This window comes from Leclercia sp. W6 (assembly GCF_003336345.1).
Classification (GTDB): domain Bacteria; phylum Pseudomonadota; class Gammaproteobacteria; order Enterobacterales; family Enterobacteriaceae; genus Enterobacter.
The window spans coordinates 3,592,649-3,618,580 of sequence record NZ_CP031104.1 but is presented as its reverse complement, the minus strand read 5'-3'; the positions used below and the strand labels follow the sequence as shown (position 1 = coordinate 3,618,580).

The window sequence follows — 25,932 nt, the reverse complement described above, 5'->3', positions numbered from 1 at the left end:
TACATTCTCACCCCGATTACCTTACCCCGCTTTACACATCCGCTCCGTCCTATGCTCTACAGTTTTAGTTTGCTGCCGCCTTTCGCGCAGCCTTAGCCCCTTTGCTAACGGAGAGCTTGCATGTTGACCCGACGATTATCCTCCCTTGCGCTGCTGGTGGCGCTGGCCTCACCCGCGATGGCGGCCGATACCCCCACCTACGGCGAGAAACTGGAAGGTTTTGACTACGCCTGGCCGGTAAAACACTTCACCTTCACCTCGCAAAATCAGTCGCTGGATATGGCCTATCTGGACGTGAAGCCGGAAAAAGCCAACGGCCGCACCGTAGTGCTGATGCACGGTAAAAACTTCTGCGCGGGCACCTGGGACGGAACGATCCGCGCCCTCACCGCCAGCGGCTACCGCGTGGTGGCTCCCGACCAGGTCGGTTTCTGCAAATCCACCAAGCCGGAGCGCTATCAATACACCTTCCAGCAGCTGGCGGATAACACCCATGCCCTGCTGAAAGAACTGGGGATCGATCGCGTTACCGTTATTGGACACTCCACTGGCGGCATGCTGGCGACCCGCTACGCGCTGATGTGGCCCCAGGAGGTGGAACAGCTGGTGATGGTCAACCCGATTGGCCTTGAGGACTGGAAAGCGCGCGGCGTGCCGCACATTACGGTCGATCAGTGGTATCAGCGCGAGCTAAAAACCAGCGCCGACGGCATCCGCCAGTACGAAAAAAACACCTATTACGCCGGAGAGTGGAAGCCGGAATATGAGCGCTGGGTCACGATGCTCGCCGGGCTGAACAACGGGCCGGGTAAAGAGCGGGTGGCCTGGAACTCGGCCCTGCTCTACGACATGATCTACACCCAGCCGGTGATGTATGAATTCAGCGAGCTGAAGATGCCGGTATTATTGATGATCGGTACGAAGGACAATACCGCCATTGGCAAAGATCTCGCCCCGCCGGAAATACGTAAGACGCTGGGCAACTACGCGGTGCTGGGTAAGGAGACGGCGAAGCGTATCCCTCACGCCACGCTTGTGGAGTTTGACGATATGGGTCATGCCCCGCAGATGCAGGATCCCGAACGTTTCCATGAGGCGCTGTTGAAGGGGTTACAGGCGCAGTAACGCTTCATGCGGCAGGTAGCGGTTTTCCCCGGCCCGATCCACTGTTTGTTGCTTTATTAATACGACGTTACCTGCTGTTGACGCGCCACGTTTCCCGATATCATGCATGGCTAACCGTAAGGAGAGTGCATGGTCTGGATAATGCTGGCTACGCTGGCCGTGGTATTTGTGGTGGGCTTTCGCGTCATGACGTCGGGTTCCCGGCGCGCCATTCGTCGCCTCAGCGAACGGCTGGGGATCACCCCTGTGCCGCTGGAGTCGATGATCGACCAGTTTGGCAAAAGCGCCGGCAACGAGTTTATCCGCTACCTTGAACGTCCCGACGAGGCGCATCTGCTCAATGCCGCGCAGGTGCTGCTGATCTGGCAGGTGTGCATCGTCGACAGCAGTGAAAACAACCTGCAGAACTGGTATCGCCTGCTGCGCAAGGCGCGCCTCGCCGCGCCGATCACCGATGCACAGGTTCGCCTGGCGCTCGGTTTTATGCGCGACATGGAGCCCGATCCCTACGAGCTTAACGCCTTCCAGCTGCGCTATAACCAACTCTTCCTGCCTGAAGAGGGGGTTTTCTTCCTGCACTGATTAAACATCGCCCGGTGGCGCTACGCTTACCGGGCCTACCGATCCTGCCGCCCGGCAAAAAGTGCCAAAAGTTGTCAAAACGTTAAATGGATCACATTTAAACTGTTAAACTGCGCGGCTTTCCCGCTCGTTTTCTCCTCAGGTGATGCCATGACAGAACAGATCCAATCCGCCCCTTCGCCCCATGCCGACGCGGTTTCTCGCCCGAACTGGTCGGCGGTTTTTTCCGTGGCGTTTTGCGTCGCCTGCTTGATTACCGTGGAGTTTTTGCCGGTCAGCCTGCTGACGCCGATGGCGCAGGATCTGGGCATCTCTGAAGGGCTGGCGGGCCAGTCGGTTACCGTCACCGCGTTTGTGGCGATGTTCGCCAGCCTGTTTATTACCCAGGCGATCGGCACCATTGACCGTCGCAAGGTGGTGATCCTGTTCAGCGTGCTGCTGACCCTCTCCTGCCTGCTGGTCTCCTTCGCTGAAAGTTTCACCCTGCTGCTGTTAGGGCGCGCCTGCCTCGGGCTGGGGCTCGGCGGGTTCTGGGCGATGTCCGCTTCGCTCACCATGCGGCTGGTGCCGGCGCGTACCGTGCCGAAAGCGCTCTCGGTGATCTTCGGGGCGGTCTCCATCGCGCTGGTGATTGCCGCGCCGCTGGGCAGCTTCCTCGGCGGGATTATCGGCTGGCGCAACGTCTTTAACGGTGCCGCGGTGATGGGCGTGCTCTGTATTCTGTGGGTCTGGAAGGCGCTGCCGTCGCTGCCGGGCGAAGCCGCGCACCACAAGCAGAACATGTTCAGCCTGCTGAAACGCCCGGGCGTGCTGGCGGGGATGACCGCCATCTTTATGGCCTTCGCCGGACAGTTTGCCTTCTTTACCTATATCCGTCCGGTGTTTATGACCATGGCCGGGTTTGACGTCGATGGCCTGACGCTGGTGCTGTTAAGCTTCGGTATCGCCAGCTTTGTCGGTACCTCGCTGTCGGCGCAGTTCCTGAAACGCTCCCTGAAGGTGGCCCTGGCGGGGGCGCCGCTGGTGCTGGCGGTCAGCGCGCTTGTACTGATTCTGTGGGGCAGCGACAAGTGGGTCGCCTCGGCGATTGCGATTATCTGGGGCTTTGCCTTTGCGCTGATCCCGGTGGGCTGGTCGACCTGGATCACCCGCTCGCTGGCCGATCAGGCGGAAAAAGCCGGGTCCATTCAGGTGGCGGTGATCCAGCTGGCGAATACCTGCGGTGCGGCCTTGGGCGGCCTGGCGCTGGATAATTTAGGGCTGACCTCACCGGTGGTGATTTCCGGCACCCTGATGCTGCTGACGGCGCTGCTGGTGGCGGGGAAAGTGAAGGCGCAGTAAGTTTTTGGCCCTCTCCCCGCCGGGAGAGGGCATCAGGCTACGACGATGTCTGAGCCCTTCTTCTCGAATCCATCGAAATTAGCACCACCGACGATACAATCAGCAGCGTGCCCAGCCAGTCCGGCAGGGTAAACGCCACTCCCAGTAAAATCACCGACAGCAGGGCGCTGCTCAGCGGCTCGGCGCAGCTCAGAATGCTCGCCTTTGGCCCGCCAATCATCTGCGCGCCTTTCAGATACAGACTGAAGGTCACCGACGTACCAATCACCACCAGATAGAAGAAGGCCAGCAGCAGGCTGCCGTCGATAACGAAGGTGGTGCCACGCCCGGCATAGAACGGCGTCAGCATTAACCCGGCCAGCAGCATACTCCAGCCGACGATCGGCAGGGTGCCGTAGCGGGCAATCAGGGCGGAGGGGTAGGTGGTATAGAACGCCGCGGCGAAAGCGGAGGCGATGCCCCAGCAGAGCGCAGCAGGGGAGATGGTCAGCGAAGTCGGATCCCCGTGAGTGACCAGCAAAAAGGTGCCGATGAGCGAGGTCATGATCGCCGCCAGCACGAAAATCCCCGGGCGCTTTTTACGTGCCAGCGCGAACCACGCCACGATAATGGTCGGGGAGAGGAACTGCAGCACGGTGGCGGTGGCGGCATTGGATTTTTCAATCGTCACCAGGAAGGTGAGCTGGACAATCAGCGCCCCGAACAGAGAGAAAATCAGCAGGCTAAGGGCATCTTTGCGATTTTTGATGACCGAGAAAATCTTGTCGCCGTGAATGAATGAGAGTGTCAGCAGGATTACGCCGGCAAACAGCAGGCGAACCATGGTGAGGTAAGGCGAGGAAATATGACTTTTCTCCATGATGTACTGCGCGCAAACCCCTGAGCTGCCCCATAAAATGGCGGCGATCAGGACGTTCAGCATCCCTTTACGTGTGGAACCCATGTTCTCCCCTGCGATATTGGCTTTTCAAAGGCCAGCAGCATAACACGGGGCCTGCCGGGTGGCGCTACGCTTACCCGGCCTACAAAACTTTGTAGGCCCGTGCAAGCGCAGCGCCGCCGGGCGCAGCAGGGGTTAGAACCAGGCTTCCCACATCGCGCCGACGTTGAAGTCGTCGAGCGTTTCGTCTTTGGTGTTGTTCACGCGGGCGGTGCGTTCGTTATCCACCTTGCCGCCGGTGACGTAGAAGCGCAGCATCGGACGGAATTCCGGGCCCATAGCGATAGACATGTTCTGCGACAGGGTCAGCTTCCAGCCTTTGTTATCGCCGCCGTTGTCGTAATCAACGTGCTGCCAGCCCGCTTCCAGCCAGGTGGAGTGAACGTCGTTCCACCAGTGCATTGGACGCACGATGGCGTTGTAGTTCTTACGGTTGTCGGTGTTGTCACGGCTGTTGTCATAGTCGTGGAAGGCCAGAATGTACTCCACCTGGGTCGCCGGGGTGAACTTGTGCAGCCCTTCGAAGCTGGCGTACACCGTGGTCAGATCCTCGGTTTTGTTGAACACGCTGTTGTCAGAGTTATCAGAGTAACGGGCGATCACTTTGTTCACGCCGCTGTCGTTGGTGTGGCTCAGCACCACGCCACCCTGCCAGGCGTTGGTGCGCTCTTCGGTGTCGATGGCTTTGGAGTCAAAGCCGTAGTTGGCGTACAGCTCCAGATCGATCGGGCCGAGCTTCATGCCATGAATTTTGGAGGTGGCCGCGTAGTTGCCCTTGTCGCCGGTGCCGGAGCCGCCGGTACAGGTGATGCGCGACGGGTTGGCTTCATCGTCCATCACTTCCGGGCTACAGGATTCCACTGCCGCCACGGTAGCTATGTCAAACTGCACGCCGCCGATGTCGAAGTTCTTCACCCCGGCACCCTGGCCGTCGTGGTTCATCCAGAAGTAGTCGTTGATGCCCTGTTGCGGACGCTGGTGGAAGTCACGACCCGCCCAGATATAGGCGTTCGGGTTGGATGCCAGAATATTGGTCACCCCGGCGTAGGCTTTTTTCAGGTTAACTTCGTCGCCCCAGTGGTCAATCATCACGTTGACGTCCCAGATGGCGCCGTTCTCGCCCTTGAAGGCTTTGGAAAGCTGGAACTCGCCGCCGTTGCTTTCGTTACCCAGACGACCAATCGCCGAGGCGCCGTTATAGGAGCCATCTACGGCAACGTATTTCTGATCGGCGGCCTGGAAGTGGGCGCCGTAGCGGGCATAACCGGTAAATTTAATGCCGAACGGGATCGCCATATCCGGAGACTGCGCGGCGCTTTGCGGTTCGTTGATGACATCGGCTTTTTTCGCTACCGCGGCATCCATTTTTGCCTGGCGTTCTGCCAGGGCTTTATCCACCGCTTTGGCCACAATGGCGTCGATTTGCTCCTGCGTAAATTCTTGTGCGAGTACAGAAATTGGGCAAAGCGCGGCGATAACCGCCATTGTTAATGGAAGTTTTTTAATCATATTCATGGTTATCTCAATATATATTTAAATTTTATTCAGACAATAACCATCCCGTTCCGCATTGACAAAATATGTCGCTATCATCAGAACAAGTTGATTTTTATTTTTTAGGGTACAGAGGTTTTACACTATTATCGTAAAGCTATCTCCATCACTGATATTTAAATATTAGCGCTGGTATAAATGAATAATCTCTTCGGATAATTCACGGGCCAGCAGCGAGTTCATTAAATGATCCTGAGCATGCACCATAATTAAGGTCATCGGCTGACGGGCTTCGCCTGCGTCCTGTTCGATGAGTTTGGTCTGCATATGGTGCGCCTGGCGCGCGTAGCCATCGGCTTCGCGCAGCAGGCTTTTCGCTTCGTCAAAGTTGCCCTGCCGCGCAGCATGCAGTGCTTCAAAGCACAGGCTGCGCGACTGACCAGCATTGACGATGATTTCCATTACTGCTTCTTCTAAGGCAATCATCATCTTCCACTCTATTTATCGAAACTATTATTCAGAGAGGTTTCGGCAAACCATTCTCCGCTCTTTTTAATGGTGCGTTGCTGCGTTTCTAAATCGAGCTGGACAAAGCCATATCGGTTTTTATACGCATTGCACCACGACCAGTTATCAATAAATGTCCACATATGGTAGCCAAGACAATTACAGCCTTCGCTAATGCCTTTATGCAGCCATTTAAGATGTTCAGAAATAAACTCGATACGATATTGGTCGTTAATCTGACCGTTCTCAATAAAACGCTGCTCGTTTTCAACGCCCATACCATTTTCAGAAATAAAACAGCGTGGGTTGCCGTAATTATCGCGCAGGTTAATAAGAATATCGTAAATACCTGGCTCGTAGATTTCCCAGCCGCGATGCGGGTTCATTTTGCGGCCCGGCATCTCGTAGCTGTCGAAGAACCACTCCGGCATAAACGGCGCATTGGGATTAATGGCCGTATCACGGCACTTCACCCGACGCGGCTGGTAGTAGTTAATGCCCAGCAGGTCGATTTTACCGTCGGCAATCAGCGCGCTGTCCTCTGGCAGACAGGCTGGCAGCTGATCGTGCGCTTTCAGCATCGCCACCAGATCTGCCGGGTATTCACCACACAGCACCGGGTCGAGGAAGCTGCGGTTAAACAGCAGATCGCAATGGTGCGCGGCTTTCACGTCCGCCGGGTTCTGCGAACGCGGATAGGACGGCGTCAGGTTCAGTACGATACCAATCTCACCGGCATAATGCCCGGCGCGGAAGGCGCGCACCGCCTGCGCATGAGCCAGCACGGTGTGATAAGCCACGGTGGCGGCGCGACGGAAATCGACCACGTTCGGGTAGTGGAAGTCATACAGATACCCGCCCTCTACCGGCACAATCGGCTCGTTAAAGGTAAACCAGTGCATTACCCGATCACCAAAAAGCTCAAAGCAGGTTTCTGCGTAGCGGGCATAAGCCGCGACCACATCGCGGTTTTCCCAGCCGCCAATCTCCTGCATCGCCATCGGCATGTCGAAGTGGAACAGGGTGATGAATGGCGTAATGCCCTGGGCGATCAGTTCGTCGATCACCTGGTTGTAAAACGCCACTGCTTCCTGGTTCACTTCACCGATACCTTCCGGGATCAGGCGCGCCCAGCTTATCGAAGTGCGAAAGCTATTGTGGTTCAGCTGCTTTAACAGCTGAATGTCAGCTTTCCAGTTCTGATAAAACGTGGAGGTATTCTGCGGCCCCACCCCGTTGTGAAAGCGATTTGGCTGTGTGGCGAACCAGTGATCCCAGGTGGTTAATCCCTTGCCGCCGCCCTGGCTTTCCCCTTCGGTTTGCAGTGCAGAACAGGCGCTACCCCACCAGAAGTTTTCGGGAAATGCATATTTCATAAAACGTCCTCTTTGACTTAATTGCCGACGGTCTCTGCTGCACCTACAGACGCCTGCGCTTTCTGCTCTTCGGTTTTCACCAGGGAGCGCTCATAAGCACGCAGGAACGGTAAATACATCAGCGCCGACATCACCATACAAATGACGCACATCACCACCGGACTCAGGGCCCAGTTTGCCGCCCAGGAGGCGCCAATCGGAGCCGGCGTCGTCCACGGCGTCAGCGACACAACCTGTGCCAGCCAGCCGAGTTTGGTGGCGGTATACGCCAGACAAGCGTTGATCATCGGAACGAACACGAACGGAATAAACAGCATCGGGTTCATGATGATCGGCGCGCCGAACAGAATCGGTTCGTTGATATTAAAGAAGCTTGGCACGATACCCATTTTGCCGATAGTGCGCAGGTGCGTTGCACGGCTACGCAGCAGCAGGAAGGCCAGCGGCAGGGTAGAGCCCACGCCGCCAATCAGCAGGTAGTGATCCCAGAAGCCCTGCAGATAGACGTGCGGCAGCGCAGCGCCAGCAGCCAGTGCGGCCTGGTTGGCAGAAAGGTTAGCCATCCAGAACGGGTTCATGATGCCGGTGACAATCAGCGCGCCGTGGATACCGGCAAACCAGAAGATCTGGCACAGCAGCACGGAGAGCAGAATGGCAGGCAGGGAGTCAGAGGCGGAAACCAGCGGCTCCAGCAGGTGCATAATCGCCTGCGGGATAATCATCCCGGTTTGCGCTTCGATAAACAGGTTCAGCGGGTGCAGCGTACCGATTATCACCACCACCGGGATCAGGATCTCAAACGAGCGCGCCACGCCGGTCGGCACTTCCTTCGGCAGGCGGATCGTGACGTTATGATCTTTCAGCCAGGCGTAAACGCGGGTGGCATAGATAGAGGTGATCAGCGCGGTGAAGATCCCCTGGCCCGACAGATACTGGGTGGAGATTTTACCGTCGGCATAGGGCGCGGCGACCAGCAGAAATGCCATAAAGGCCAGCAGGCCGGACATTACCGGATCGAGATTAAACTGGCGACCCAGACTGGCACCAATCCCTACCGCGATAAAGAAGGTCATCACCCCCATGCTGAGGTTAAACGGCAACATCAGCTGGTCGCGGTAGGTTTCAGAGAAATCGAGCCAGCCGCGGGCAAAGCTGTTGGTGGTGTCCGCAGAGAATGGCGGGAAGATGAACACCAGCATAAACGAGCCGATGATCATAAACGGCAGCGCGGCGGTAAAGCCGTCGCGGATGGCAATCACGTACTTCTGCTGGCCCAGCTTGCCTGCCAGCGGCGCGATGGACTGCTCAATGACGGCAACCATAGATTGATATAACGAACTCATGAGAACACCTTCTTAGTGTGCCGCTTCGATGAGCGACAGAGCATAGTCCAGCACTTTATCGCCACGTTGCATACCGTAATCCATTGTATCGATGGACTGAACGGGTATGCCCTGAGTGGCAGCCTTGTCTGAGAGCGTTTTTAGCATGTATTTGACTTGCGGTCCGAGAAGCACGACCTGATATTGCGGAAACTGTGTATCAAATTCTGAAACACCGTACGCATCGATTTTGACGGGGATTCCGCGTTCTTCCGCGGCTTCGACCATTTTCCGTACCAGCAGACTGGTAGACATCCCGGCAGAACAGCACAGCATAATCTTGAACATCGACAACCATCCTCAAAATGTAAATAGTTATTGCGGAGATGATTGGATAACATATGGAAACCGGTTTCCATGCATATAAGACAGAAGTGTGACAGCCATCAAGATCCATTACTTATAGGGGCTGTTTATCGGATTTGGGTCACATATTTTGGCTGCTTTTGCATCACTTAGAGTGGAAACGGAAAATCGGTTTCCATAGAAAACGGAAACAGATATACTCCTGAGTGGCTATAATATGAGCCGAAGTGGAATCAGGAATTACAGGGGCCTGGAGAGACCTGTCAGGGGATAAAGATGTCTACAATCAACGATGTATCACGTCTGGCCGGGGTGTCCAAAGCCACGGTATCACGGGTGTTGAGCGGGTCGCGCGGCGTGAAGGAAGCCAGCCGTCAGGCCGTACTGAAAGCAGTTGAAGAGCTGAACTACCGGCCAAACGTGATTGCCCAATCGCTGCTGAGCCAGACAACCGGTTGTATCGGCGTCATTTGTGCGCAGGACAACATTAACCAGACTACGGGTTACCTTTACGCGCTGGAAAAACACCTCAGCCAGCACCAGAAGCACCTGCTGCTTCGCTTCGCCAATACCAAAGCCGAAGTCATGAGCGCGCTGGATGAACTCTCCTGCGGGCTATGCGATGACATTCTGATTATTGGCGCCCGTTTCCCGTTGCAGATCGATCAGGAGAACGTCATCCTGGTGGATTGCATGGAAACCAATAACGTCAACAGTATCCAGTATGACCACGCTTTTGCCGCGGAAACCGCCTGTAATTTCCTCGCCAGCCAGGGGCGACGCCAGATTGCGCTGATCCACCCGTACGGCAGTGGTTTTGCCGATCAGGTGCTGCTGGGCTACAAGCATGGGCTGGAAAAGAACTTCCTGCCGTTTAATCGCAACCTGGTCTTTATGGAAGCCACCTCATCCTCCGTGGCCCTGCAGGAGCTGCTCAACAACGCCTCCACGCTCAATTTCAACGCCTTGCTGGTGGCCGACGAGCAGGAAGCGCAGCGGGTGATCCCCCAGCTCCAGGCGTTCAACCGATCGGTGCCGGGCGACATCATGGTCTTCAGTCTGGCGGGTTCACTGCATCTGCCGGGCATTCCAACCATTCCGGCGATTGAGTACTCAATGGATGCCATGGCAGCACGGATCGTGAGCTGGCTGAATGAGAAGACCCAGATGCTGGGTTCGTATGTGCTGCGCGGGGATTTAATTATTCCGGATGTGCGTCGCTAAAATATTAAGGGGGCTGCAGGGCCCCTTTATGCGTAATCAGTAATCCTCCATGCAGTCCACCTGACTGACAGCATCCCAGTAACCCTCCTGGTTGTTCCGCTCCATCGCCACCACCGCGTTTTTGACCAGCATCTGATTCGCCTCAGACGCCATGATCATCGCCTGCCACTCTTTATCGGTTTGCTTGCGTTGTGGGGCACAGGCTTTCTTCACATCCTTTAAAACCGCCTGTTTCATCTGCTCTAACTTTGCCGGATCGTTCATTTCCTGAGCATGAACGAAGGCGGCGAAAAGCAGGCAGACGATGAGGCAAAACAGGTGCGCTGACTTCATGGAAACCTCCGAAAAAACACACACGTTTATGAAATATATCGTTACATCCGCCTTTGCGACCCAAGCCGAAAGTATTAATTTTGCCAATAGTTGCGCAGGGGTACGACTAAGCGTAGCCGCAGAATTTGCCGGAGAGGAAAGCGCAAAAAAAAAATGTGTGACGGCTGGCGGGTGACAGGTAATAAAGGGTGATGCGACTCGCGAAGACACTTTTCCGTTGATTGCACTTACATTTTTAACCCGCACGGAGCCAGAATTTGGCGTTTGTATCCCGGGCGGAGTATGCGATAGTCGATCTGCAACGTAACGGGGGATTGATATGCAACTGAGTATTACCGACACCATTACTGAACACGAACAGGAAGAGTTACTCCAGCTACTGCGGATCTATAACAGCCAGTTTATTGATTTTTCCCGCGTGGGGAGCGATCTCGCCGACTATGCCCGCGATGACAGCGGTAACATGCGCGGCGGACTTATCGGCAACCGCCAGGGCGAGTGGCTGAACATCAAATACCTGTGGGTATCCGATGAATTGCGCGGTAGCGGGCTTGGCAGCCAGCTGATGCAAGCCGCCGAAGCCGAGGCCCGGAAGCAGGGGTGCCGGCATGCACTGGTGGACACTTTCAGTTTCCAGGCGCGTCCGTTTTATGAAAAGCAGGGCTATAAGCTGGAAATGACGCTCAACGATTTCCCCTATCCGGGAATACAACGACACTACCTGTCGAAGGCGCTTTAAGCGCCAATACCGCCGCCCATCACCGCCAGAGCATGGCGCACAATACGTTCCGGCGAGAGGGCGCTTAACCTCTCGTCATTGCGCATGCGCGAAAAGGGCACCAGCACCAGACTCAACAGGGTGGTGAATAAAAGCTCCGGCGCCAGATCGCGGTTCAGTTTACCCTCCTGCTGCCAGCGGGCGACGGTATCCAGCGTCCCCTGATATTTCTCATCGCCAAAGCGGGCCTGCAGATGCGCACGCAGCACCGGCATTTCACCGATCACCTCCTGCATCCACAGCGGCGCGAACCAGTGATGCTCTCCGGCCAGTTCGGCCAGCTTTTCCACCATCAACGTCAGGGCGGTGACCGGATCGTCAGGGTGAGCGCTGAAAAGCGTCGCGATGGCGCTGCGAAGCGGTAGAAAACGCTCCTCGATCATCGCGTCAAGCAGCCGCTCCCGGGAGTTGAAGTAGTAGTGCAGCATCGCCGGCGTCACGCCCGCTTCTTTGGCAATGGCGTTAAGGGAGGTGCGGGCAATCCCCTGGCGCGCAAAGAGATCGAGGGCGATATCCAGCAGCTGCTCCCGGCTGGTGGCGGTGGGTTTGCTTCCGCGTGGGCGTCCGGGGCGGCGAGCCTGTGGCGTAGGGTCGGAATTATCTTTATGTGCTGACATGCGCGGGGGATCCCTTGACCTGATTCATAACTTAGATAAATATTAATTATACGATTAATTAATTTCAAGCGGTGTTTTATGGTCTCCGATTCAACAACGCAAACCAAAAACGCGCCCCCGGTGCGGCTGCTCTTCAGCGCGCTCCTGCTGGTGATGCTGCTCTCGGCTCTCGATCAGACCATTGTCTCCACGGCGCTGCCCACCATTGTGGGCGAGCTGGGCGGCCTGGATAAACTCTCCTGGGTCGTGACGGCCTATATCCTGAGCTCCACGATTGTGGTGCCGCTGTACGGTAAGTTTGGCGATCTCTTTGGCCGCAAAATCGTCCTGCAAATTGCGATTGTCCTGTTTCTGGTGGGCTCCGCCCTGTGCGGGCTGGCGCAAAACATGACCCAGCTGGTGCTGATGCGCGCCCTGCAGGGGCTGGGCGGCGGGGGGCTGATGGTGATCAGCATGGCGGCGGTGGCGGACGTTATTCCCCCCGCGGAGCGTGGCCGCTATCAGGGCTTATTCGGCGGGGTCTTTGGACTCGCGACGGTGATTGGTCCGCTGGTCGGTGGTTTTCTGGTGCAGCACGCCTCCTGGCGCTGGATTTTCTACATCAACCTGCCGCTGGGGCTGTTTGCCCTGCTGGTGATTGGCGCGGTCTTCCGCGGCAGCGCGAAGCGCAACAAACATGAGATCGACTATCTGGGGGCGATTTACCTCAGCATGGCCCTGCTGTGCATCATCCTGTTTACCAGCGAAGGAGGCACGGTACGCGAGTGGAGCGACCCGCAGCTGTGGTGCATTCTGGCCTTTGGCCTGACGGGTATCGCCGGGTTTATCTACGAGGAGCGTCTGGCGTGGGAGCCGATTATTCCCCTGTCGCTCTTCCGGGATCGCAGCTTTCTGCTGTGTAGTCTGATTGGCTTTATTATCGGCATGTCGCTGTTTGGCTCGGTCACCTTCCTGCCGCTCTATCTGCAGATTGTCAAAGAGGCGACCCCGACCCAGGCCGGGTTGCAGCTGATCCCGCTGATGGGCGGACTGCTGCTAACCTCGATTATTAGCGGTCGCATTATCAGCCGCACCGGGAAATATCGCCTGTTTCCGATCCTCGGCACCCTGCTGGGTGTGGTCGGCATGGCCCTGCTCACGCGGATCACCATCGAATCACCGGTCTGGCAGCTTTACCTGTTTACCGGCGTACTGGGGGCGGGGCTGGGTCTGGTGATGCAGGTGCTGGTGCTGGCAGTACAGAACAGCGTCTCATCCAGCCAGTACGGTGTGGCCACTTCGGGCGTGACCCTGTTCCGCTCCATCGGCGGGGCCATTGGCGTGGCGCTGTTTGGCGCGGTCTTCACCCACGTATTGCAGTCGGGCCTGATGGCGCGGATCCCCGAGGGGACCGAACTGCCGCGGGAGATGAACCCCACCGCCATTCATCATCTGCCGGATGCCCTGCGCCTGGACTACCTGGACGCCTTTGGCTCCGCCATTCATGCGGTGTTTTTGATGGCTGCCGGGATCATGGTGCTGGCCTTTGTGCTGTCGTGGTTTTTGCGCGAGGCGCCGCTGCGCAAGCGGGAGGCTTAAGGTTAGTGGATCTGCTATTTGTTGCGAGTCGCTTTCCGAATTTTGATGCTCTGACTTGTCATTCCCGACGGTGCTGGCGCATGCTTTGGCCTGGTCAATAAACCAGCAGAGGTTGCGATGGAACGTAAAGCAAAACTGTTCAAAAAAGGGCAAAACCAGGCGGTTTTACTGCCTGCTGAGTTCGCGTTTGATGCGGAGAGTGTCTGGATCCGGCGGGATGAAGAGGGGAATGTGGTTCTGGCTGCAAAACCTGCCAAGGAAAAAAGCTGGGATGAATTTTTCAGGATGTTGGAAAACACCACCGTACCTGATTCATTTTTAAGTCCGGAGGAAAGAAATCAGAGTATTACAAAGAGGGATCCCCTGGATGGAGTTCAGGTATGAAACATATGCTGGATACAAATATTGTGAGCCATTTATTTAAAAGGCATCCCGGTGTTGTAAATAGAATGACTAACCTGAAGCCAGCGGACGTATGTATCTCAAGTATCACAGAAGCGGAGCTGCTTTATGGGGCGGATAAAAAACAAAGCACCAGGTTAAAAGAGACCATAAAGACGTTTCTGAGCACTATCACTATCTATGACTGGGACAGTGACGCCGCAGCCGCTTACGGCAAACTCCGTGCTGAGATGGAAACTCGAGGTAAAGTGATGGCAGATCTTGATCAGTTGATCGCAGCCCATGCCATTAGCCGGGGCACAACGATTGTGACTAACGATCGTGCTTTCGGAATGGTACAGGAGTTGACTATCGAGGACTGGACTACAGCGGCGTGAGCCCCAACGCCCGGCGGCGCGACGCTTACCGGGCCTACGACAGGTCTCTGTCTCTTCACGTAGGCCGGGCAAGCGCAGCGCCGCCCGGCAAAACCTGCATATAACTTATCCTTCTTATTGATGCCTTTTCGTTTTTTAACCTGCCGCTGGGTTGCCGATATAGTCGATAAAACATTTCTCAAAAGGATATGACCGGTGAAACTTCGATTGGGTACGCTTCTTCTTGCTGGCCTGCTGCTGGCGGGCTGTGACCAAAGCGGCAGCGATGCTAAACACATTAAAGTCGGCGTGATCAACGGCGCCGAGCAGGACGTGGCGGAAGTCGCCAAAAAAGTGGCGAAAGAGAAGTTCGGCCTCGACGTTGAGCTGGTGGGCTTTAGCGGCTCGCTGCTGCCAAACGATGCCACTGACCACGGGGAGCTGGACGCCAACGTCTTCCAGCATCGCCCATTCCTGGCGGAAGACAACAAAGCGCACGGCTACAAGCTGGTGGCGGTGGGCAACACCTTTGTCTTCCCGATGGCGGGTTATTCCCGCAAGATCAAATCGGTCTCTGAACTCAAAGATGGCGCAACCATCGCCATCCCGAACGACCCCACCAACCTGGGCCGTGCCCTGTTGCTGCTGCAAAACGAAAAGCTGATCGCCCTGAAACCGGACGTCGGTTTGCTGCCGACGGCGCTGGATATCACCGCCAACCCAAAAAACCTGAAAATCATGGAGCTGGAGGGGGCGCAACTGCCGCGCGTGTTGGACGATCCGAAAGTGGATGTGGCGATTATCAGCACCACCTATCTCCAGCAAACCGGGCTGTCGCCGGTGCATGACAGCGTCTTTATCGAAGATAAAAACTCGCCTTACGTGAACATTGTGGTGACGCGGGAAGATAATAAAGATGCGCAGAAGGTGAAGGAGTTTATCCAGGCCTACCAGTCACCAGAGGTCGCGAAAGCAGCAGAGACCATCTTTAACGGCGGGGCAGTGCCGGGCTGGGAATAAAACTTCATGCCGCTCACTGCGGCATGAAAATAAGTTGGCCCAATCCCATCGTTGAATGCCCTTTAGCCCACATTCTGCCGTTCCTCCTCCGGCTATCCTTTCTGCAATACAGACCGGAGGAGAGCTCATGAACATCACCCACATTCGTAACGCGACACAGCTTATCACCTATGCCGGAAAGCGCTTTCTGGTTGACCCGATGCTGGCACCTAAAGGGACTTACCCCGGCTTTCCGGGCACCGCCCGGGAGGCGATCCGCAACCCGATGGTGGAACTGCCCTGTGCGATTGAAACCCTGCTGGATGTCGATGCCGTTATCGTAACCCATACCCACCCGGATCACTGGGATCAGTACGCCATCGAGCGGATCGCCAAAGACAAACCGATCTTCGTTCAGAACGAAGATGACGCGCAGCTTCTGCGCAGCCAGGGCTTCACCCATCTTAACGTGCTGACGGACAACAGCACGTTTGGCGATATCCGGCTAAGTAAAACCGACGGCGGCCAGCACGGTACCGATCGTGCCTATGCGGTGCCGGAGCTGGCGGAGCGGCTGGGCGAAGCCTGCGGCGTGGTGTTTCGTCATCCTGACGAAAAGACGCTCTGCATTGTTGGGGATACGATCTGGCGCGAGGCGGTAGCAACCGACCTGCAAAAACATCAGCCGGATGTGGTGGTTATCAACGCCGGTTATGCCCACGTGATCGGGTTTGGGCCGATCATCATGGGCCAGGAGGATGTGCTGAATATTCACTTCCTGCTACCGCAGGCGAAAATTGTGGCGGTCCATATGGAGGCCATCAACCACTGCCTGCTGACCCGCAGCGCGTTGCGCCAGTATGCAGAGGATAATCAGGTCAGCGACGTGCTGAGCATTCCTCAGGATGGTGAATCCTTTATATTCTGAGGCAATCAGGGGAAAGGAGAGATCAATGCCGCTTACTCACGTTGCCATTGTCGCCGTGGACGGGTTTAGCCCGTTCCACTACTCCGTCCCCTGCATTCTGTTTGGCGATACCGTTTCCGGTAAAAAGCGTTTTAATGTAACGATCTGCGCCGAAAAGCCCGGACTCCTGACCTCCCCCGACGGCTTCGCGCTTAACGCAACGCAGGATTATTCTGCTATCGGGCAGGCCGATATCGTGGTGGTACCTTACTGGCAACATGTTCTGGCGCGTCCCCCGCAGGCGCTGCTCGACAGCCTGGTGCAGGCCAAAGACCGCGGGGCGGAGATCGTCGGGTTGTGTCTGGGGTCGTTTGTTCTCGGATATGCTGGCATTCTCGACGGCAAACGGGCAGCAACGCACTGGGAGTTCGAACGCCAGTTTCAGACGCTTTTCCCGAACGTGCAGCTCGATATCAACGCGCTGTACGTTGATGACGACCGCATCATCACCTCTGCCGGTACCGCCGCCGCGCTGGACTGCTGCCTGTACATTATCCGTCAGCGCTTTGGCAGCGAGGTCGCCAACCAGATTGCCCGACGGATGATCGTGCCGCCGCACCGCGAGGGCGGGCAGGCGCAGTTTATCGCCCAGCCGGTGCCGGAAACCACCCGCGATGCGCGAATCAATAATCTGATCGATTATCTCCAGCGTAATATCAGCCAGCCGCTCAACCTGGATGCGCTGGCAGAGAGCGTGGCGATGAGTCGCCGCACCCTGACCCGCCATTTTATGAAAGCCACCGGAATGAGTGTGGTCTCGTGGATCACCGCCGAACGCCTGCGGCGTAGCCAGCTGTTGCTGGAAAGCAGCAATCTGCCGATAGAGGCGGTGGCAGAGCAGGTGGGCTATCTCTCAGCTGTGACCTGGCGTCAGCAGTTTAAGGCCCGTTTTGGTGTCAGCCCGGCGGAGTGGCGCAAAACCTTCCGCACGCAGGCCCAGGCCGGATAAGCGTAGCACCTTCCGGCATTTACCCCAGCCGCGCCATTCTCGTCTCGCCTTCCACCATCGACAGCTGATACAGCGAAAACGATCGATGCTTCTCAATCAGGTTCGCCAGCTCCGGCGAGTGGCTGGTGAGCCAGATCTGCGAATAGCGGCTGGCCTCAGCGATCAGGCTCGCCAGAGCAGGCAGCATCTGCGGATGCAGGCTGTTTTCTGGTTCGTTGAGGGCGATAAAAGCGGGCGGGCGCGGGCTGAGCAGGGCCACCGCCAGACAGAGAAAACGCAGCGTGCCGTCGGAAAACTCTGCGGGCTCCAGCGGTCGGCTTAAGCCTTCGCGCTGCATCATCATCCGGAAACGTCCGCCCGTATTGTCGCTGTAAAAGACGCAGCCGGGGAAAGCCTGGTCGAGAATACGCATCAGCAGCATCTCGTCGCCAATCTCGACGATGGTCTGAAACGCGGCCGCCAGGTTTGCGCCGTCGCTGGCCAGCACTGGCGAACGGAACCCCACCTGCGGAGCGCGCATCGCCGAACCGGATGAGACAGAAAACTCATGATAAAAACGCCAGTTACGCAGGGACTCGCGCATCTGCGACACCTCGGGGTAGAGGTGCGGCTCGCCGAGCTGGCCGAAGACCGATTCGTTCTCATACAGGGTGCCGCTGTGGGTCACCTTTTCGTGGTGAACGTTATTCAGAAACACGGTCTGGTTTTTGCGCTGCATCAGGCGTGCGGAAGGGCGCCGCTGGTGGCCGCTCAGCCAGATGGACTCTTCTTTGATGACCGGATCGAGCTGAAACTGCGAAGGATAAGGCAGCTTTTCAACAAAGCCCACCTGCAGTTCATACTCGTAGGTTTCGGTTTCCACCGCCAGATTCATCCGCCGCAGCTGGTCGCTGCGGGTTTTGCCTGCCCAGAACACCTTCAGAATGCCGCCTTCATTTGCCAGCGCCTGGGAAAACTGCCCCTGCGCCGCGCTGTGCATCAGGTGGATGGCTTTATAGATATTCGATTTTCCGCTGCCGTTCGGGCCGAAAACGATATTGAGCTGCTCCAGATCCAGCGACATGTCGCGAATCGAACGGTAGTTTTGAATGTGCAGGGAGTTGATCATGGGCGGACCCTTTTGCGGCTTAAGCCTGTATAAAGCTACAGTATTTTAAGCAAACTGCAAAAAAAGACGACAGTGAGGGTGTCGTCTAAACGGGGTACTGCTTTGGGCCTCTGTGGGTCAATGGGGCCTTCGCATTGTGAATTTCAGGCTACAGCGAGACGCAGACCTAAATCATCCGGGTAGGGATCAAAGTAGTTTTGCGTCATCAGATACTGGTCAGGATATTCCGCCAGATAGTGCTTCAGCAGCGTGAGCGGGGCGAGAATAGGCAGTAACCCGTCACGGTAATGCAGGATCACGTCACGCAGTTCGCCGCGCTGGCGGCTGTTAAGCTGGTTACGGAAATAGCCCTGAATATGCATCAGGACGTTGGTGTGGTTTTTGCGCGAGGCGGGTTGCTTCAGGATCGCCATCAGCTTTTCGCGGTACGCCTCGAAGAAAGCGTTCAGATCTTCCCACTCGTGCAGCGAAGCGACGAACGGGCCAATCTCCCGGTAGCCTGCCTGGTGATGGGCCAGCAGCTGGAGTTTGTAGCGGCTGTGAAAGTCCAGCAGCGCGCGGCGCGTCAGGCCATTGGCGCGCAGGGTGTTCAGTTCGTGAAGAGCAAAGACGCGCTCAACAAAATTCTCCCGCAGTACCGGATCGTGCAGGCGTCCATCCTCCTCCACCGGTAGCCACGGCCAGGTTTCAAGGAGCGCAGCGGTGAACAGCCCGACACCCTCCTTGCGGCCCCGGTTGCCGTTTTCATCATAAAGCCGTACGCGTTCCATGCCGCAGCTGGGGGATTTTGCACAGACGATAAAGCCAGCAAGATCGCCGATTTTTGGCAGATAACCCGCCGCAAAATCGGCCATCTTCTGCGTAACGTCTTCGTGAGGCGCTTTGCTGAACCGCATCTGCGTCTCACCGCTGTCGGTCAGGACCAGGCGCAGCGCCGGACGAGGCGTCGGCAGACCAATAGCCATTTCCGGACAGACGGGCCTGAAGTTGACCCACTGGGCCAGCTCATCCATGACAAAGCCCATACGCTTATGCCCGCCGTCGAAGCGAACGGCGGAACCGGTTAAACATCCGCTAATACCCAGCACAGGTTTTGTTGTCATGGTGTGTACCTCCAGAGCCTATATCTAAAAGTTACACAACTTAACTATTTTGTCCAAGTATTGGCGAAACTATTTTTTAATGTGTATAAATATCAATAGCTTTTGCTGCCCTTATAGGTCGAGTAACCGTACTGGCTGAGCAGCAACGGAATGTGCAGTTTTTCGTTGGTGCGGGTCACGGTAAACAGCACCGGGATCTCCGGGAAGAACGACTGCAGCTTATTCGCCTGGAAGTACTCGGCGGTTTTAAACGTCACTTTATAGACGCCAGGTTGCATATCCTGATCGTCTGGATAGAGCGACTTGATGCGGCCATCCTGGTCCGTTTTGCCGCTGGCAACAGGGGTCCATTTGTCCTGCTGCTGTTTTTCCAGCGTAACGCTGACGCCCGGCGGTGGCGTACCGGTTTGCTGGTCAAGGATATGCACGCTCAGCGTACCGACAGGGGCGCTAAAGGCGACAGGAGCAAAGGCCATAGAGGCCAGGATCAGCAGAGGGGCACTTTTTTTCATTGGGTTTTCCTGTGGAGTAGTAAGTCACAGGAAAACGTTAGCATTTGCTGCGCGGGAAAATATTCAACTTTTCGTGACAATTCCCGCAGGAGAAAATCATCGGAGGATAATCAACTCAAGGGAAACCTGCTGCTGCCACTGCTCAACCTGCCTTTTGCGCGCGGCATTGAGCTTACCACTGGTGACCAACAGCCACTTGCGGTCCGGGAAGATCTCCGGCGCCAGAGCGGCAGGCGGAATGGGCAGGATGGTGATCCGATGGCCCTGGCCGGTGCGCGCCAGAGCTTCAAGCCAGATTTCACAGGGGTCGTTCAGGTGCCAGCCGCTGAGCAGAAGGTTGTCGCCCGGCGCTTTCTTGTCGCCCTCAAGGCAAAACGAGGTATAGGCGATGATAATGCCATCGAGGATCTCGCGCAGGGTCATGGCGGCGGGAACGTTCGCCGAGACCTGGCTGCGCAGGGGGCGTAACACCTTCGCGACCAGCTCTGGCCGAGGATACTCGCGGCCGGCATCGTAAATCATCTGGCGCAGGGATTCGATTTTGCCCGCCTGCAGACGGTCCAGCATGTTCTGTTGCAGCGTTTGCCAATTGTTGGTACGGCTCGCTGCAGGGCGCGCCAGGAGCGGCTTCACCTGGCCAATCGGAACGCCTTTTTTTACCCAGTCGAGGATTTTCAGCGCCTGTTGGACATCCTCTTCGCTGTACAGGCGATGGCCACCCTCCGTGCGCTGCGGCTTGAGTAAACCGTAGCGGCGCTGCCACGCCCGCAGGGTGGTGGCGGTGATCCCGCTGAGTCTGGCGAATTCGCCGATGGAGTAAGCCATGTCTGCGTCCGAAGGAAAGGATTAATCTCAATATACTACGAATATTTGCCTGCGGGATGAAGCACCAGAGCGGTGCACTACACTTTACATCCAGACGCGCAAATGAAAGGAGTTCTCATGAAACTATGGCCTGTTGTGACCGGTGTCGCCATTGCGCTGACCCTGGTTGCCTGTAAATCCCCTACGCCGCCGAAAGGTGTGCAGCCCATCACCAACTTTGACGCCAGCCGCTATCTCGGCAAGTGGTACGAAGTCGCCCGCCTGGAAAACCGCTTCGAACGCGGTCTGGAGCAGGTTACCGCCACCTACGGCAAGCGCAGCGACGGGCAGATCAGCGTTATCAACCGCGGATACGATCCGGTAAAACGCAAGTGGAACGAGAGCGAGGGCAGAGCCTCTTTCACCGGCGCGCCGACCACCGCCGCGCTGAAGGTCTCGTTCTTCGGCCCGTTCTACGGCGGGTATAACGTCATCAAGCTGGACGATAACTACCAGTACGCGCTGGTCAGCGGCCCGAACCGCGACTACCTGTGGCTCCTGTCGCGCACCCCGACCATTCCGGATGCGGTGAAAGAGGATTACCTCAATACCGCGCGCAGCCTGGGCTTCCGGGTCGATCAGCTGGTATGGGTGAAACAGTAAATATCGTGCTTTCTTCCTGGGGCGACGTGCGGGCAGACGAATAGACTTCCGTCATGGGCTCACAGGAGATGAACATATGCACTGGCAACCCTTTCGCGGCGCCGCGCCGTCCACCATGACCATTCACAGCGCGTCGTTTCCTGATGTCAGTGATAACTGGCCGATGAAAGACGAAGTGACGCGCGAACTGAACGCGGTCGATCGGGCGTTAAAAGCGGACCCGCAGCTGATGCCGCCCATCGTTGAAAAGGATGCCAGCGGGGAGAAGAGCCTTAAATGCCAGCACCCCTGGTCGGAAAAGGCCTTCGCTAACCGCCCCGCGGTCGTCGCCTGGCGTACCCGGCTGGTGCCCACGGCGCTGGCCCTGTACGCCATCCAGAATCCGCTGGACGAACATCTCCCCGACGGCACCCGGATGGACAGCAACAGCCGCCAGTGGTTTATCCATGCCAACGACGCCATCGGCATCCGCTCCCGGGCGAAGGTGATGGCGGTGCTGGCGGAACAGTACCTGCGTAACGACATCGACAATGTCTGGGTCAGCCTCGCCAGCGGCGCGGCCGTGCCGGTGCTGGAGGCGCTGCGCGGCGCGCACCTCGACGGGCAAAAAGTGCATTTAACGCTGGTGGATGTCGATCCCGTCTCCCTGAAATGGGCAGAGAAAATGACCGCAGCCGAAGGGCTGAGAGTCGGGGAGCAGGTGACGATATTGCAGCGCGATCTGAAAGCGTGCCTGATCCATAGCGACAAACTGGTGCAGGAGCTGGGAGAAGGCCGCGTCGAGCTGGTGGATGCGCTGGGGATCTTTGAATATTTCAACGACGCTGAAGCGGTGACCTTCCTGCAACACATCCTGCGGCTGGTGAAACCGGGCGGGGCGATCATCGTCTCGAACATGCTGACCAGCAGCCCGCAGATCGATTTCGCCCTGCGCTGTATCGGCTGGACGCCGATATTTCCCCGCACCCTGCAACAGCTTCAGGATATTCACCTGGCGGCGGGTATTCCGGCGGAAAACGTAACGGTCATTGTGCCGAAAGATGGGGTGTATGCGGTGATGGAAATCAGGAAGTAAGATTGCCATATTTATCGGGATACGACAGAGGGATGAAATTGCAGTTTTTATATCCACTTGATATTGTTTACGGCGCAGCGGGATATATCTGGATCAGAAAATTAATTTTTAATTTATCTAGTGAATAATATAAGGAAATATTAATGGACGATTTGAAGGACCTGATACACGCTCTGAAAAACAGTATCCCGGAATTAGATCCCGATCCACTTTATGCCTCAGTTCCCACCACCCTTGAGCCTGAAACTGTTCTGGATTGGTTATATGACAACCTCAGCGCGCAACATCTGATGGTATATGAAGAATGGACGGAATATACCGGTTATCTTCCGGCGTTAAAACCACTGGGTAGTGTTTCTCTTCCCGTTGATCCCTCTGAGTATCTTTTTACGCTCATTGAGGAAATTAACTGGTCAGAGGCGGAAATTGAGCCCTGGGATCTTCCCTATATGATGCCTTGGCTCGAACATATCAACCACTACCTGAGCCCACAAGGTATAAGGCTTGTTGATATTTTACCTTTTGAAAATGCCTATATTATCTGTTTGAAGAATGATGACGCATTAATCCAAAATCTCCACGCATGTTTGCAAAAGCTGGGAATGGGCATCAATATGCGATCGCCAACGAATCAACAACAGGTTGTCACGTACATTGAATCCACTCTTTCAGGAAACGTTCAATAATATAGCGAATTGATTGTCATATATCTTTCCGGGGCAGGCTGCGATGGATACATGTATAAGGAAAATTACAGCGTCTGCAAAAGTATTTAATGGCAGCAAAAAATAATGTCATATGGTCGTGCAGAAAGACGGGGTGGATACGGTGATGGGAGTATCTGTTTAAGCGCGGTCGATTCCCTCTCCTGTTAGGAGAGGGACAAAACTGGAATTTCCTAAATATGAAACGCCACGCGCTTCCCGGTCGGGAGTTCAACATCCAGGCTCAGTTTACCGCCCATTGCCTCAGCGACATGCTTTTGGGCAGCTTCAGCTCTTCTCGCATCATTTGCATACCCGTTTCCAGGATCATTTCGTCGGCCATTTCTTTGATGCGTTTTTGGCTTTCAGGGGAACGCGAAGCGATCGCTTCATTCAGGGTTCTCAATCTTTCGTCTCCATCACATGATGTCATCCTTGATAAGTTATTAATCGTATAAGCTACAGCTTATAAATACACCTGCTCAGGCTTGATGTAGATTCGTTTCCCGGCCATGATCGCGTTATGAAAATTGAACCCGCAGTTCCCTCAAAATTTGAACGACTTGTCGCGATCTGGGAGTCGTCCGTTCGCGCTACGCACCACTTTTTGCAGGAGAGCGATATTGCGGCATTGCGTCCGCTGTTGCTCAACGCCTATTTACCGAACTTAAAGGTTGTGATCGCCCGGGATGAAAGCGGCGTTATTCATGGCTTTTTGGGCGCGGATGAGAACCGCATTGAAATGCTGTTTGTGGATGATGCGAGCCGGGGGAAGGGCGTCGGCACGCTGCTGCTGAGACACGCTATTGACCATTTTGGTGCTAACGAGGTGGACGTCAACGAGCAAAACCCGCAGGGGGTTGGGTTTTATCAGCATATGGGGTTTGTGCAGGTTGGGCGATCGGAGCGGGACGGGCAGGGTAATCCGTTTCCGTTGTTGCATATGCGGTACAAGGGTTAATTGCCGCACATATTGGCCCCCAGGCCCTTGGGGGAGAGGGAGAAACAACCCTCCCTCTTCCCATTAGTTACTCGTAATCTGCCCGATAATTACGCCTCGTACTTTATCGCTATTGAAGTAATAAGAGAGGGTATTGCTTTGAGTGAATTCGCCCTGAGCGGGTGTCTCGTAATACAAAAGGAAGGCCTCCTTTTGTATTAACTCATGAGAACCGAGCGACTGAGCGATATCCTGACGAGTAGTATCAAGCAATGATATTTTTGCTATGGAAACGCGAATTGATTCTGGCGATGCCACGCACTCTTTATGATTGCCATCTTTAGCCATCGCGATAGCAGTGAGTAATCCCCTCCCCATTTCATTGCCGGAAATAAACCAATAATTTATGCCTTCTTGTGAATGCAGGCAGATCCAGCTAGCGGAGTCGTCTTTGTGAACAGCGGTATTTGCAATATCCGTCAGGTAAGACGTTTCCATAGAGATTGCTTTGTTGCCGATAGTGACAACAGGGAAAAGCGGAAGCGCTGATTCAACTTGCGGTAAGGAGGTATCCTCTTGATAATACTGCGTTGCAAAGCCAGTCATTTGCTCTGCGTAAACGTAGTGGCTGGTCGAAAGCATGGCAAGGAATAGAGTCGATAAGCGTTTCATTTGACTATTAGCTCCCTATCGTCGCTTTTCCAGATGCTCCTTCTGGCACTTAAGGGTGCAATAATACATCCTTCAGATGAGTCTTCCGGATGCTGACTACTTTTCCCATGAATTTTAAACGCATCTCTGCCACACATATCATTTGTTGAGTAAGGCGTCAGACTGAGCGTGTATTTTCCTGTATGGGCGGAATTATAAGGGGCACCAATAGTGTACTTCCCTCGTGGCAGAGGTCCGCTGTTCTTAACGCACTCCTGGGTTGGATCGTTCTTATAGCCACTTGCCCCTGCGTAATCAGCATCAAACTGGTAAACTCCATCGAGATAGAACTTGTGTTCTTTCACATCATACTCCCACGACATATCTCCTCCTTAGCCTCTTTCTTTCCATGTGTCCGAGTGAATGATGTTTCCATCAAGGTAATGCCACGTAATTTTTTCATATGTCAGGTCGATATATTCCTGGTGTGTATTAAGCGCATTTTGAGGATGTTTGATATCAAACATAATAGGCTCGATTTGAACGACCTTCGCGTTCTCTAAAGTTGTTTTGAAGTACGCTTCCTCAAGCCCGTTATAATTTATTCTGTAAAATATAAATTCTGCTTTTTTTAACGTTTGACCCGTGCTGAGAGCCTTGTATAACCAAGGGGATGATGAATCAATCTCTTTCATGAATGCATAAGAACTATATATGCGCTTGGATGTTATTTTTCCAGAAAATTTATCTATGGGTTGTTCGACTGAATGCATTAATTCAATAACTTCAATTGAACCCTCGCGATTTTTTATGTCAACTGAGCCTTTAATAGATCGGCCAGAATCATCTTCAAGCCACAAGTAAACGGGTATGGCCATTTTCACCTCCTTATGTAGATTCAAAATAAAATACATCTAGTTAAACGATTAGAATGTGATATGTACCTGAAAAGGGACGTTTAAATATTTTGATTTATAGAGGTGATAAAGAAATTTTATTATTTATATTTATGGGGATTATCTTTCGGATGTCAGGCAGGATTATTAAATAACGCCGGCTGGAGGCTTCGCCTTACCCGGCCTACAAAACCAAAACGGTAGGCCCGGTAAGCGTAGC

The 25,932-nt window shown here is 55.2% G+C and carries 31 protein-coding genes and 1 pseudogene; 16 read left to right on the top strand and 16 right to left on the bottom strand.

Annotated features, from left to right (window positions below; all coding sequences use genetic code 11):
• The first annotated feature begins 120 nt into the window (after positions 1 to 120).
• From DVA43_RS17705 to nepI, 3 genes are all read left to right on the top strand, one after another.
• Complete coding sequence (locus DVA43_RS17705) at positions 121 to 1,125, top strand: alpha/beta fold hydrolase (RefSeq protein WP_114316302.1); 1,005 nt, start codon at positions 121 to 123, stop codon at positions 1,123 to 1,125.
• Between the two features lie 129 nt (positions 1,126 to 1,254).
• Positions 1,255 to 1,707: a DUF1198 domain-containing protein gene (locus tag DVA43_RS17700; protein ID WP_114316301.1), complete on the top strand. Its 453-nt coding sequence runs from the start codon at positions 1,255 to 1,257 to the stop codon at positions 1,705 to 1,707.
• 150 nt (positions 1,708 to 1,857) lie between these two features.
• Positions 1,858 to 3,048 carry a purine ribonucleoside efflux pump NepI gene (gene nepI, locus DVA43_RS17695; protein WP_103824271.1) on the top strand — a complete coding sequence of 397 codons (1,191 nt, stop codon included), beginning with the start codon at positions 1,858 to 1,860 and terminating at the stop codon, positions 3,046 to 3,048.
• A gap of 37 nt (positions 3,049 to 3,085) precedes the next feature.
• On the opposite strand, the gene DVA43_RS17690 is transcribed toward nepI, so the two are convergent.
• The 6 genes from DVA43_RS17690 to DVA43_RS17665 form a co-directional block, all read right to left on the bottom strand.
• Complete coding sequence (locus DVA43_RS17690) at positions 3,086 to 3,991, bottom strand: DMT family transporter (protein WP_114316300.1); 906 nt, start codon at positions 3,989 to 3,991, stop codon at positions 3,086 to 3,088.
• Between the two features lie 132 nt (positions 3,992 to 4,123).
• Complete coding sequence (locus DVA43_RS17685) at positions 4,124 to 5,503, bottom strand: carbohydrate porin (RefSeq protein WP_114316299.1); 1,380 nt, start codon at positions 5,501 to 5,503, stop codon at positions 4,124 to 4,126.
• 162 nt (positions 5,504 to 5,665) lie between these two features.
• Complete coding sequence (locus tag DVA43_RS17680; RefSeq protein ID WP_072250852.1) at positions 5,666 to 5,968, bottom strand: PTS lactose/cellobiose transporter subunit IIA; 303 nt, start codon at positions 5,966 to 5,968, stop codon at positions 5,666 to 5,668.
• An 11-nt stretch (positions 5,969 to 5,979) separates the two neighbouring features.
• Positions 5,980 to 7,365 (bottom strand): glycoside hydrolase family 1 protein, encoded by a 1,386-nt coding sequence (locus tag DVA43_RS17675; RefSeq protein ID WP_114316298.1) that lies wholly within the window; start codon positions 7,363 to 7,365, stop codon positions 5,980 to 5,982.
• A gap of 17 nt (positions 7,366 to 7,382) precedes the next feature.
• Entirely contained in the window at positions 7,383 to 8,708 is a 1,326-nt protein-coding gene (locus DVA43_RS17670; protein ID WP_103824275.1) for a PTS sugar transporter subunit IIC, read from the bottom strand.
• Between the two features lie 12 nt (positions 8,709 to 8,720).
• Positions 8,721 to 9,035: a PTS sugar transporter subunit IIB gene (locus tag DVA43_RS17665; RefSeq protein ID WP_103824276.1), complete on the bottom strand. Its 315-nt coding sequence runs from the start codon at positions 9,033 to 9,035 to the stop codon at positions 8,721 to 8,723.
• 294 nt (positions 9,036 to 9,329) lie between these two features.
• Between DVA43_RS17665 and DVA43_RS17660 the strand changes: the two genes are divergently transcribed.
• The gene (locus DVA43_RS17660) at positions 9,330 to 10,277 is read left to right on the top strand and encodes a LacI family DNA-binding transcriptional regulator (RefSeq protein WP_103824277.1); all 948 of its coding nucleotides are present in this window, start codon (positions 9,330 to 9,332) and stop codon (positions 10,275 to 10,277) included.
• 36 nt (positions 10,278 to 10,313) lie between these two features.
• Here the strand turns inward: DVA43_RS17660 and DVA43_RS17655 are convergent, their stop codons facing one another.
• A complete protein-coding gene (locus DVA43_RS17655) occupies positions 10,314 to 10,610 on the bottom strand; it encodes a YicS family protein (protein ID WP_103177671.1) in 297 nt (98 codons plus the stop codon).
• Here DVA43_RS17655 and DVA43_RS24750 point away from each other — a divergent pair.
• Both DVA43_RS24750 and DVA43_RS17650 read left to right on the top strand, forming a co-directional pair.
• Positions 10,609 to 10,785 carry a hypothetical protein gene (locus tag DVA43_RS24750; protein ID WP_168194666.1) on the top strand — a complete coding sequence of 59 codons (177 nt, stop codon included), beginning with the start codon at positions 10,609 to 10,611 and terminating at the stop codon, positions 10,783 to 10,785. The two genes, DVA43_RS17655 and DVA43_RS24750, sit on opposite strands and share 2 nt — an antisense overlap.
• A gap of 144 nt (positions 10,786 to 10,929) precedes the next feature.
• On the top strand, positions 10,930 to 11,349 hold the full coding sequence (locus DVA43_RS17650; protein WP_114316297.1) for a GNAT family N-acetyltransferase: 420 nt from the start codon (positions 10,930 to 10,932) through the stop codon (positions 11,347 to 11,349).
• Here DVA43_RS17650 and DVA43_RS17645 read toward each other — a convergent pair.
• Positions 11,346 to 12,005 (bottom strand): TetR/AcrR family transcriptional regulator, encoded by a 660-nt coding sequence (locus tag DVA43_RS17645; protein ID WP_114316296.1) that lies wholly within the window; start codon positions 12,003 to 12,005, stop codon positions 11,346 to 11,348. The two genes, DVA43_RS17650 and DVA43_RS17645, sit on opposite strands and share 4 nt — an antisense overlap.
• 78 nt (positions 12,006 to 12,083) lie before the next feature.
• Between DVA43_RS17645 and DVA43_RS17640 the strand changes: the two genes are divergently transcribed.
• The 6 genes from DVA43_RS17640 (at position 12,084) to DVA43_RS17615 (ending at position 17,256) form a co-directional block, all read left to right on the top strand.
• Positions 12,084 to 13,583, top strand: coding sequence for an MDR family MFS transporter (locus DVA43_RS17640; protein ID WP_114316295.1), 1,500 nt, complete (start codon positions 12,084 to 12,086; stop codon positions 13,581 to 13,583).
• A 117-nt stretch (positions 13,584 to 13,700) separates the two neighbouring features.
• Positions 13,701 to 13,967, top strand: a complete 267-nt coding sequence (locus DVA43_RS17635; RefSeq protein ID WP_103824281.1) for an antitoxin — start codon at positions 13,701 to 13,703, stop codon at positions 13,965 to 13,967.
• Positions 13,964 to 14,362: a type II toxin-antitoxin system VapC family toxin gene (locus DVA43_RS17630; RefSeq protein WP_114316294.1), complete on the top strand. Its 399-nt coding sequence runs from the start codon at positions 13,964 to 13,966 to the stop codon at positions 14,360 to 14,362. Before DVA43_RS17635 ends, DVA43_RS17630 begins: the two co-directional genes overlap by 4 nt.
• 195 nt (positions 14,363 to 14,557) lie before the next feature.
• On the top strand, positions 14,558 to 15,361 hold the full coding sequence (gene nlpA, locus DVA43_RS17625; protein ID WP_114316293.1) for a lipoprotein NlpA: 804 nt from the start codon (positions 14,558 to 14,560) through the stop codon (positions 15,359 to 15,361).
• Positions 15,362 to 15,488: 127 nt separating this feature from the next.
• On the top strand, positions 15,489 to 16,268 hold the full coding sequence (locus tag DVA43_RS17620; RefSeq protein ID WP_114316292.1) for an MBL fold metallo-hydrolase: 780 nt from the start codon (positions 15,489 to 15,491) through the stop codon (positions 16,266 to 16,268).
• A gap of 25 nt (positions 16,269 to 16,293) precedes the next feature.
• Complete coding sequence (locus DVA43_RS17615; protein ID WP_114316291.1) at positions 16,294 to 17,256, top strand: GlxA family transcriptional regulator; 963 nt, start codon at positions 16,294 to 16,296, stop codon at positions 17,254 to 17,256.
• Between the two features lie 19 nt (positions 17,257 to 17,275).
• Here the strand turns inward: DVA43_RS17615 and DVA43_RS17610 are convergent, their stop codons facing one another.
• The 4 genes from DVA43_RS17610 to DVA43_RS17595 form a co-directional block, all read right to left on the bottom strand.
• On the bottom strand, positions 17,276 to 18,364 hold the full coding sequence (locus DVA43_RS17610; RefSeq protein ID WP_114316290.1) for an AAA family ATPase: 1,089 nt from the start codon (positions 18,362 to 18,364) through the stop codon (positions 17,276 to 17,278).
• Positions 18,365 to 18,507: 143 nt separating this feature from the next.
• Positions 18,508 to 19,467, bottom strand: coding sequence for a DUF523 and DUF1722 domain-containing protein (locus tag DVA43_RS17605; RefSeq protein WP_103177681.1), 960 nt, complete (start codon positions 19,465 to 19,467; stop codon positions 18,508 to 18,510).
• Between the two features lie 92 nt (positions 19,468 to 19,559).
• Positions 19,560 to 19,979, bottom strand: a complete 420-nt coding sequence (gene uraH, locus DVA43_RS17600; RefSeq protein WP_114316289.1) for a hydroxyisourate hydrolase — start codon at positions 19,977 to 19,979, stop codon at positions 19,560 to 19,562.
• Between the two features lie 96 nt (positions 19,980 to 20,075).
• The gene (locus DVA43_RS17595) at positions 20,076 to 20,804 is read right to left on the bottom strand and encodes a MerR family transcriptional regulator (RefSeq protein WP_114316288.1); all 729 of its coding nucleotides are present in this window, start codon (positions 20,802 to 20,804) and stop codon (positions 20,076 to 20,078) included.
• A gap of 117 nt (positions 20,805 to 20,921) precedes the next feature.
• On the opposite strand from DVA43_RS17595, the gene DVA43_RS17590 reads away from it, so the two are divergent.
• From DVA43_RS17590 to DVA43_RS17580, 3 genes are all read left to right on the top strand, one after another.
• On the top strand, positions 20,922 to 21,446 hold the full coding sequence (locus DVA43_RS17590) for a lipocalin family protein (protein ID WP_103177683.1): 525 nt from the start codon (positions 20,922 to 20,924) through the stop codon (positions 21,444 to 21,446).
• A 76-nt stretch (positions 21,447 to 21,522) separates the two neighbouring features.
• Complete coding sequence (locus DVA43_RS17585) at positions 21,523 to 22,521, top strand: cyclopropane-fatty-acyl-phospholipid synthase family protein (RefSeq protein WP_114316287.1); 999 nt, start codon at positions 21,523 to 21,525, stop codon at positions 22,519 to 22,521.
• Positions 22,522 to 22,664: 143 nt separating this feature from the next.
• Complete coding sequence (locus DVA43_RS17580; protein WP_114316286.1) at positions 22,665 to 23,207, top strand: hypothetical protein; 543 nt, start codon at positions 22,665 to 22,667, stop codon at positions 23,205 to 23,207.
• A gap of 212 nt (positions 23,208 to 23,419) precedes the next feature.
• Here the strand turns inward: DVA43_RS17580 and DVA43_RS17575 are convergent.
• Positions 23,420 to 23,631, bottom strand: a pseudogene (locus DVA43_RS17575) (transcriptional regulator).
• A gap of 117 nt (positions 23,632 to 23,748) precedes the next feature.
• Here DVA43_RS17575 and DVA43_RS17570 point away from each other — a divergent pair.
• The gene (locus DVA43_RS17570) at positions 23,749 to 24,186 is read left to right on the top strand and encodes an acetyltransferase (protein WP_114316285.1); all 438 of its coding nucleotides are present in this window, start codon (positions 23,749 to 23,751) and stop codon (positions 24,184 to 24,186) included.
• 63 nt (positions 24,187 to 24,249) lie between these two features.
• Here DVA43_RS17570 and DVA43_RS17565 read toward each other — a convergent pair whose 3' ends face one another.
• From DVA43_RS17565 to tssD, 3 genes are read right to left on the bottom strand one after another with little or no spacing between them, the layout of a single operon-like run.
• On the bottom strand, positions 24,250 to 24,837 hold the full coding sequence (locus tag DVA43_RS17565) for a hypothetical protein (protein WP_246842245.1): 588 nt from the start codon (positions 24,835 to 24,837) through the stop codon (positions 24,250 to 24,252).
• Positions 24,834 to 25,199 carry a tlde1 domain-containing protein gene (locus tag DVA43_RS17560; RefSeq protein ID WP_114316284.1) on the bottom strand — a complete coding sequence of 122 codons (366 nt, stop codon included), beginning with the start codon at positions 25,197 to 25,199 and terminating at the stop codon, positions 24,834 to 24,836. The genes DVA43_RS17565 and DVA43_RS17560 overlap by 4 nt, the downstream gene beginning before the upstream one ends.
• Positions 25,200 to 25,208: 9 nt before the next feature.
• Complete coding sequence (tssD, locus tag DVA43_RS17555) at positions 25,209 to 25,694, bottom strand: type VI secretion system tube protein TssD (RefSeq protein ID WP_114316283.1); 486 nt, start codon at positions 25,692 to 25,694, stop codon at positions 25,209 to 25,211.
• Between the last annotated feature and the right edge of the window lie 238 nt (positions 25,695 to 25,932).

What these genes read in the sequence shown, in the direction of transcription:
- DVA43_RS17660 (WP_103824277.1), top strand. Translation starts at nt 9,330, where the DNA reads ATGTCTACAATCAACGATGTATCACGTCTGGCCGGGGTGTCCAAAGCC.
- DVA43_RS17620 (WP_114316292.1), top strand. Translation starts at nt 15,489, where the DNA reads ATGAACATCACCCACATTCGTAACGCGACACAGCTTATCACCTATGCC.
- DVA43_RS17630 (WP_114316294.1), top strand. Translation starts at nt 13,964, where the DNA reads ATGAAACATATGCTGGATACAAATATTGTGAGCCATTTATTTAAAAGG.
- tssD (WP_114316283.1), bottom strand. Translation starts at nt 25,694, where the DNA reads ATGGCCATACCCGTTTACTTGTGGCTTGAAGATGATTCTGGCCGATCT.
- DVA43_RS17565 (WP_246842245.1), bottom strand. Translation starts at nt 24,837, where the DNA reads ATGAAACGCTTATCGACTCTATTCCTTGCCATGCTTTCGACCAGCCAC.
- DVA43_RS17645 (WP_114316296.1), bottom strand. Translation starts at nt 12,005, where the DNA reads ATGTCAGCACATAAAGATAATTCCGACCCTACGCCACAGGCTCGCCGC.
- DVA43_RS17700 (WP_114316301.1), top strand. Translation starts at nt 1,255, where the DNA reads ATGGTCTGGATAATGCTGGCTACGCTGGCCGTGGTATTTGTGGTGGGC.
- DVA43_RS17590 (WP_103177683.1), top strand. Translation starts at nt 20,922, where the DNA reads ATGAAACTATGGCCTGTTGTGACCGGTGTCGCCATTGCGCTGACCCTG.
- DVA43_RS17685 (WP_114316299.1), bottom strand. Translation starts at nt 5,503, where the DNA reads ATGAATATGATTAAAAAACTTCCATTAACAATGGCGGTTATCGCCGCG.
- DVA43_RS17605 (WP_103177681.1), bottom strand. Translation starts at nt 19,467, where the DNA reads ATGACAACAAAACCTGTGCTGGGTATTAGCGGATGTTTAACCGGTTCC.
- DVA43_RS17595 (WP_114316288.1), bottom strand. Translation starts at nt 20,804, where the DNA reads ATGGCTTACTCCATCGGCGAATTCGCCAGACTCAGCGGGATCACCGCC.
- DVA43_RS17635 (WP_103824281.1), top strand. Translation starts at nt 13,701, where the DNA reads ATGGAACGTAAAGCAAAACTGTTCAAAAAAGGGCAAAACCAGGCGGTT.
- DVA43_RS17570 (WP_114316285.1), top strand. Translation starts at nt 23,749, where the DNA reads ATGAAAATTGAACCCGCAGTTCCCTCAAAATTTGAACGACTTGTCGCG.
- DVA43_RS17680 (WP_072250852.1), bottom strand. Translation starts at nt 5,968, where the DNA reads ATGATTGCCTTAGAAGAAGCAGTAATGGAAATCATCGTCAATGCTGGT.
- DVA43_RS17610 (WP_114316290.1), bottom strand. Translation starts at nt 18,364, where the DNA reads ATGATCAACTCCCTGCACATTCAAAACTACCGTTCGATTCGCGACATG.
- DVA43_RS17690 (WP_114316300.1), bottom strand. Translation starts at nt 3,991, where the DNA reads ATGGGTTCCACACGTAAAGGGATGCTGAACGTCCTGATCGCCGCCATT.
- DVA43_RS17670 (WP_103824275.1), bottom strand. Translation starts at nt 8,708, where the DNA reads ATGAGTTCGTTATATCAATCTATGGTTGCCGTCATTGAGCAGTCCATC.
- nepI (WP_103824271.1), top strand. Translation starts at nt 1,858, where the DNA reads ATGACAGAACAGATCCAATCCGCCCCTTCGCCCCATGCCGACGCGGTT.
- DVA43_RS17665 (WP_103824276.1), bottom strand. Translation starts at nt 9,035, where the DNA reads ATGTTCAAGATTATGCTGTGCTGTTCTGCCGGGATGTCTACCAGTCTG.
- DVA43_RS17655 (WP_103177671.1), bottom strand. Translation starts at nt 10,610, where the DNA reads ATGAAGTCAGCGCACCTGTTTTGCCTCATCGTCTGCCTGCTTTTCGCC.
- DVA43_RS17705 (WP_114316302.1), top strand. Translation starts at nt 121, where the DNA reads ATGTTGACCCGACGATTATCCTCCCTTGCGCTGCTGGTGGCGCTGGCC.
- DVA43_RS17580 (WP_114316286.1), top strand. Translation starts at nt 22,665, where the DNA reads ATGGACGATTTGAAGGACCTGATACACGCTCTGAAAAACAGTATCCCG.
- uraH (WP_114316289.1), bottom strand. Translation starts at nt 19,979, where the DNA reads ATGAAAAAAAGTGCCCCTCTGCTGATCCTGGCCTCTATGGCCTTTGCT.
- DVA43_RS17585 (WP_114316287.1), top strand. Translation starts at nt 21,523, where the DNA reads ATGCACTGGCAACCCTTTCGCGGCGCCGCGCCGTCCACCATGACCATT.
- DVA43_RS17640 (WP_114316295.1), top strand. Translation starts at nt 12,084, where the DNA reads ATGGTCTCCGATTCAACAACGCAAACCAAAAACGCGCCCCCGGTGCGG.
- DVA43_RS17560 (WP_114316284.1), bottom strand. Translation starts at nt 25,199, where the DNA reads ATGTCGTGGGAGTATGATGTGAAAGAACACAAGTTCTATCTCGATGGA.
- DVA43_RS17650 (WP_114316297.1), top strand. Translation starts at nt 10,930, where the DNA reads ATGCAACTGAGTATTACCGACACCATTACTGAACACGAACAGGAAGAG.
- DVA43_RS17615 (WP_114316291.1), top strand. Translation starts at nt 16,294, where the DNA reads ATGCCGCTTACTCACGTTGCCATTGTCGCCGTGGACGGGTTTAGCCCG.
- DVA43_RS24750 (WP_168194666.1), top strand. Translation starts at nt 10,609, where the DNA reads ATGGAAACCTCCGAAAAAACACACACGTTTATGAAATATATCGTTACA.
- DVA43_RS17675 (WP_114316298.1), bottom strand. Translation starts at nt 7,365, where the DNA reads ATGAAATATGCATTTCCCGAAAACTTCTGGTGGGGTAGCGCCTGTTCT.